We start from the raw sequence: 5,169 nt of genomic DNA, 5'->3' as shown, positions 1-5,169 counted from the left end.
TCGCGATGAACGATGACACGGTCTAACGACCGGGCACCCGCCACAAGTACCACGCCGCCACCGTTCGATAAGGGCTCCAGGCCAGGCCGATCTCGACCATCTGCTTGCGGCTGGGTTGGTGCTCCAGCCCCTTCATCCGCCGATAACCTTCCCGCACTCCAAAGTCGTCGGCCGGCAGGATGTCCGGCCGCTCCAGGCTGTAGATCAGCAGCATTTCCACGGTCCAGCGCCCGACGCCACGCAGGCTGATCAGGCGCTCGATCAACGCTTCGTCCTCCATCGCCCGCGCCGTGGCGTAATCCGGCACCACCCCGTCCAGGGCCGCTTGGGCGATGCCCTGGATGGTCGCGATCTTGCTGGCGGAAAATCCACAACCGCGCAATTGAGCAACGTCGGTCGCCAGGATCTGTACGGGTGTGGGGAATGTCTGCGCCGGGAACAACGCCAGCAATCGGCCCAGAATCGCATCGCCGGCCTTGGCGTGCAGTTGCTGGTAGGCAATCGCCCGGACCAGGGCTTCATAGGGATCGCGGGCCGGCTTGGGTTGCAGCAGGCAAGGGCCGATCGTCGCGACATGCCGTCGCCAGTCTTCGTCGAGGTTGGCCAGGAAGGCACTGGCATCGTGGTAGGGCACAGGCATCAGGTGTTCGTTCTCCGGGACGCTCAAAACGCCAGGGGCAGTGAAACCTGCACCGCGGCTTTTTCCAGCCGCAACAGAAACGCCTTGCGTGGCTGGCCGCCACCATAACCGGTCAACGAGCCATCCGCACCGATCACCCGGTGGCAGGGAATGACGATGGCCAGGCGATTCTGCCCGTTGGCCAGGCCCACGGCGCGGCTGGCACCCGGGCTGCCCAGGGCCGTGGCGATGCCGCCGTAGCTGCGGGTTTCGCCGTAGGGGATTTTTTGCAACTCGGCCCAGACCCGCGCGGCGAAGGCGCTGCCGGGCATGTGCAGCGGGACATTGAACGTTGTGAGCTTGCCAGCGAAATAGTCGGCCAGTTCGGTTTCGATCTGTTGCAGGTGAGCGTTGTGCCCCGGTGCGACCGTGTAGCCGTAACGTCGCTGCAGCTCTTCCAGCTCCTTGGTCAGGGCCGGGCGGTCGAGGAATTCCAGCAGCACCAGGCCCCGTCGCTCGGCCATGGCCAGCATCGGCCCCAGTGGCGTGGTCAGGCGGGTGAACAGCAGGGGTTCACTGAGGGCGGCCCGGCCCGGTGTGATGTGGAAGGATTTGACGAAGGCGTCCCGAAAACCGCTCAACGACTCATAACCGGAATCGAACGCCGCATTGTCGATGGAAGTGCCGTCCTTGATGCCGCCCAGGGCGATGCCCAAGCGGCGGGTGCGCAGGTAGGCGTGAAAGGTCATGCCGAAATGTTGCTTGAACCAGCGCCGCAGTTTCAGCGGTTCGATACCTTGTTCCAGCAGCAGGGCGTCGGTCCAGCGCAGGTCGGGTTCGGCGTCCACCGCTTTGAGCAGGGCCTGGATCCAGTCCGGCGCGATGGCGGCGGCGTCCAGCGGCTTGCAGCGCAGGCAGGCGCGGTAGCCGGCCGACATGGCTTCGTCGGCATGGGCGAAGAACTCCACGTTCTCCGGCTTCGGCTTGCGCGCGGTGCAACTGGGACGACAGAAGATGCCGGTGGTCTTGACCGCAGTGAAGAACACCCCCTCGTAGGCGGTGTCTCGTTCGAGCATGGCGCGGACCATCTCGGCGTGGGGCGGGAGCAGCGAGTCTTGTAGGTTCATGGGGCAGAGCATAGAACCGTGCCCGGGACGACTCCACCGGAAAATCGACAGTGAATTTTGCGAGCAGTTGGTCGGATGCTCACGAACAAAATTTGAACCTCTGAGTCTTAAAGGTTCAACCGTTGTTTTTGTCTTTCGGAGACATCATGTCCAAACATAAGAAATCCCTGATTGCCATTGCTGTCTGCGCCCTGGCGTTTGGTGCTTCGGCCTTGCTGCCTGCCGACCTGTCGCCTATCGGTTCCAGCTATGCCGCAGGCGGTGGCAACGGCGGTGGCGGCGGTAATGGCGGAGGAAACGGCGGCGGTAATGGTGGTGGCCACGGGGGTGGTGTCGGCGGCGGCCAGGGCAGTGGTAAGTCCAGCGATTCCAGCGGCCTTGGCAAGGGACTGGCCAGCGACCATGCTGGCACCCGCACCCGCGATCATGGCTTGAGTGGCAAGCACACCGGCACCACTCGCACCGATCGCACCAGCAAGGCTTCGCTGACGTCGACCATCGCCAAGGACCGTGATACGCGCGGCCTGACCAAGGCGTCGGCGATTTCCACCGCGACGCCGGGTACCCATAACACCAAGGGATTGACCAACGCGACCAGTTCTTCGATCAAGAACGACCGCTGATTCGGCAAAAAAGCCGCGATGCCTGATCCAGGCGTCGCGGCTTTTTTTGTGGACGCAGGTTTTGCTTCGATGGATGAGCTCAGCGTGGATCCCCTCATGAGGCAGTTTTCTTCAATACCGGTGGAAACAGACGATTTACCTTGGTCGTCACCTCACAGATATGAAGAAGGTTTGCGATGAGTCTGATTCTTTCCATGGCGGCGTTTGCCTTGGTCGCCTCCATCACGCCTGGGCCGGTCAACATTGTGGCCCTCAGTTCCGGGGCTCGGTACGGGTTTCGAGCGACCTTGCGCCACGTGGCCGGCGCGACCCTGGGTTTTGTCTTGTTATTGGTGTTGATGGGGCTCGGGTTGCATGAAGTGCTACAACGCTGGCCTGGGCTCACACGGGTGGTGCAACTGGGCGGCGTGGCGTTCCTGTTGTTCATGGCCTGGAAACTGGCGACGGACGACGGGCACCTGGGCGCCAAGGACGAGGACCGGGCCCCGTCGATGTTCTACGGCGCGCTGATGCAATGGCTCAATCCCAAGGCCTGGCTGGCCTGTGTGGCGGGGATGGGGGCGTTCGTCGCCGACGGTGAGGCGCGGCTGGTGTGGCAGTTTGCGGCGGTTTATCTGGTGATCTGCTACGTCTCGGTGGGCTGCTGGGCCTACGCCGGCAGTTTTCTGCGTACTTGGCTGGGGAATTCGGCGACCATGCGCCTGTTCAACCGGGCGATGGCGGTGTTGTTGGTGGCAAGCGCGGTGTATTTGGTGTTGCCTTGAGTCGAGCGGGAGCAAGCTCCCTCGCCACAGAATGTATTTAAGTCAGAGCGGCGCATCAACCGCGATACTGGCCCGGAGTAGCCGCCAGGTGTTGCTTGAAAGCGCGCTGGAAATGCGCCTGGTCGGCGAACCCGCTGTCCAGCGCCACGTCGGCGATCAGCTTGCCTTCGCGTAACTGGCGGCGGGCGAACTGGATCCGGCGGTTGACCAGGAAAGCATGGGGCGTCATCCCATAGTGGCGCTTGAAGGCACGGCTCAGGTAGGACGGCGACAGTTGTGCGGCGGCGCAGATGTCTTCGAGCCTCAAGGCTTCGGTGCAATGATCATGAATAAACTGCGCTGCCCGCATCAATCCCGGGTGGCTGCCCCGGTCCGGCCGGCCGGCAGGGTTGAGCCGTTGTTGCAGGTCAGTGAAAAACGCCTCGGCGGCGCTGCGCTTGCGGTCGGTGCCGAGTCGCTCATCCACCAGTTGCTCATATAACCCTTGCAGCGCGGCAAACAGCTCGACATCACGGCTGTGGGTCGTGGAAAAGCTCTGGAAGTCCAGGGTTTCATCGAAACCGATACGACGTTGCAAATCCCTGAGCCACTGGGTATCGACGTACAGCATGACATACGACCACGGCTCATCGTCGATCGGGTTGCACGCATGGACATCGCCGGGGTTCATCAGCACCACCGTGCCGCTCTGCACCTGGAAATTCGACCGCTCATGAATATAGGTGCTGCGCCCGGCGGTGATCGCTCCGATGGAAAAATGGTCATGGGAGTGGCGCGAATAGCAGACCTTGCGCCCATCGGCGATGGCCCGGGCTTCGATGAAGGGCAGGGCCGCGTCGCGCCAGAAACGTGGGGCGGCGTCATGGGGGGCGTGCTTCATCGGTCAGCGTCCTCGTCTTGAACCTGTGAAGCAGTGTATTAGCCCTGGCCGGTAAATGCCTGATTGATTTGGCCGTTCGGTTTGAATGGTAGTGGTCCTGAACTAGACTCCATGAAGCCCTGCCCATGGAGTTCCCGATGCTTGCGCCAGGTAAACCGGACAACGAGGCCGTTCGCCTCAAGAATCTGCATTCGCTCAAGCTACTCGATACCGCACCCGAAGAGCGGTTTGACCGCCTGACTCGCCTTGCCCGGCGTCTGTTTGACGTGCCCATCGCCCTGGTGTCCCTGGTGGACGCCAACCGGCAGTGGTTCAAGTCCAGTGCCGGCCTGGATGCAAGCGAAACCCCGCGGGAAGTTTCCTTTTGTGGGCATGCGATTTTGCAGGATCAGATCCTGGAAATCTGCGACGCGGAGCAGGACGAGCGGTTTCACGACAATCCATTGGTCACGGACACGCCTGGCATTCGCTTCTACGCCGGGCATCCGCTGGGGTTGGAGGATGGCAGCAAGCTTGGCACGTTGTGCCTGCTCGATACCAAGCCGCGCCAGCTCAATGACGAAGAGCGCGAACTGCTGCGCGACTTGGCGCGCATGGCCGAGCAGGAAATGGTTGCGGTGCAGATGGCGAGCATGGACGAGTTGACGCTGTTATCCAATCGGCGCGGCTTCAAGACCTTGGCCCAGCATGCGTTGAATGTGTGTGATCGCTTGTCGCGACCGGCGACGCTGCTGTTCTTCGACCTCAACGACTTCAAGCCGATCAACGATCGCTATGGGCATGCCGAAGGTGACAGCGCGCTGAAAACCTTCGCTGATGTGCTGCGTATCGCCTTTCGCGAAAGTGATGTGATCGGTCGCCTGGGCGGTGATGAGTTCGTGGCGCTGCTCACCGGCTCTTCCTATGTCGAGACTTCGGCGATCATGGCGCGCCTCAAGGAAATCCTCGATGAGCGCAATGCGATGTTGCAGCGTGGCTATGACATTCGTTTCAGCGTGGGCCAGATCGAGTACGACGCCCAGCGGCATTCGTCAATCGACAACCTGTTGGCCGACGCGGATGCGGCCATGTATGCCCAGAAGCAGGCGTTGCACCGCTGACATTCAGCATTGATGCAAGCTGACCCACCACCATCGCGAGCAAGCTCGCTCCCACG

The 5,169-nt window shown here is 62.0% G+C and carries 6 protein-coding genes; 3 read left to right on the top strand and 3 right to left on the bottom strand.

Annotated elements, in window-relative coordinates:
- Positions 1–22 precede the first annotated feature (22 nt).
- On the bottom strand, positions 23–640 hold the full coding sequence (locus J4E53_RS29625) for a DNA-3-methyladenine glycosylase (protein ID WP_060741960.1): 618 nt from the start codon (positions 638–640) through the stop codon (positions 23–25).
- Between the two features lie 23 nt (positions 641–663).
- A complete protein-coding gene (locus J4E53_RS29620; RefSeq protein ID WP_103308059.1) occupies positions 664–1,746 on the bottom strand; it encodes a bifunctional transcriptional activator/DNA repair enzyme AdaA in 1,083 nt (360 codons plus the stop codon).
- Positions 1,747–1,892: 146 nt separating this feature from the next.
- On the opposite strand from J4E53_RS29620, the gene J4E53_RS29615 reads away from it, so the two are divergent.
- A complete protein-coding gene (locus J4E53_RS29615; RefSeq protein WP_177431675.1) occupies positions 1,893–2,369 on the top strand; it encodes a hypothetical protein in 477 nt (158 codons plus the stop codon).
- A 176-nt stretch (positions 2,370–2,545) separates the two neighbouring features.
- The gene (locus J4E53_RS29610) at positions 2,546–3,133 is read left to right on the top strand and encodes a LysE family translocator (protein WP_103308057.1); all 588 of its coding nucleotides are present in this window, start codon (positions 2,546–2,548) and stop codon (positions 3,131–3,133) included.
- A gap of 55 nt (positions 3,134–3,188) precedes the next feature.
- On the opposite strand, the gene J4E53_RS29605 is transcribed toward J4E53_RS29610, so the two are convergent.
- On the bottom strand, positions 3,189–4,013 hold the full coding sequence (locus tag J4E53_RS29605; RefSeq protein ID WP_103308056.1) for an AraC family transcriptional regulator: 825 nt from the start codon (positions 4,011–4,013) through the stop codon (positions 3,189–3,191).
- A 137-nt stretch (positions 4,014–4,150) separates the two neighbouring features.
- On the opposite strand from J4E53_RS29605, the gene J4E53_RS29600 reads away from it, so the two are divergent.
- Positions 4,151–5,113, top strand: coding sequence for a diguanylate cyclase (locus tag J4E53_RS29600; RefSeq protein WP_060741965.1), 963 nt, complete (start codon positions 4,151–4,153; stop codon positions 5,111–5,113).
- Positions 5,114–5,169 lie beyond the last annotated feature (56 nt).

This window comes from Pseudomonas sp. FW305-28, from assembly GCF_017351395.1.
GTDB lineage: Bacteria > Pseudomonadota > Gammaproteobacteria > Pseudomonadales > Pseudomonadaceae > Aquipseudomonas > Aquipseudomonas fluorescens_AA.
The sequence above is the reverse complement of the archived record's forward strand: the minus strand, read 5'-3'. Positions and strand labels throughout refer to the sequence as shown.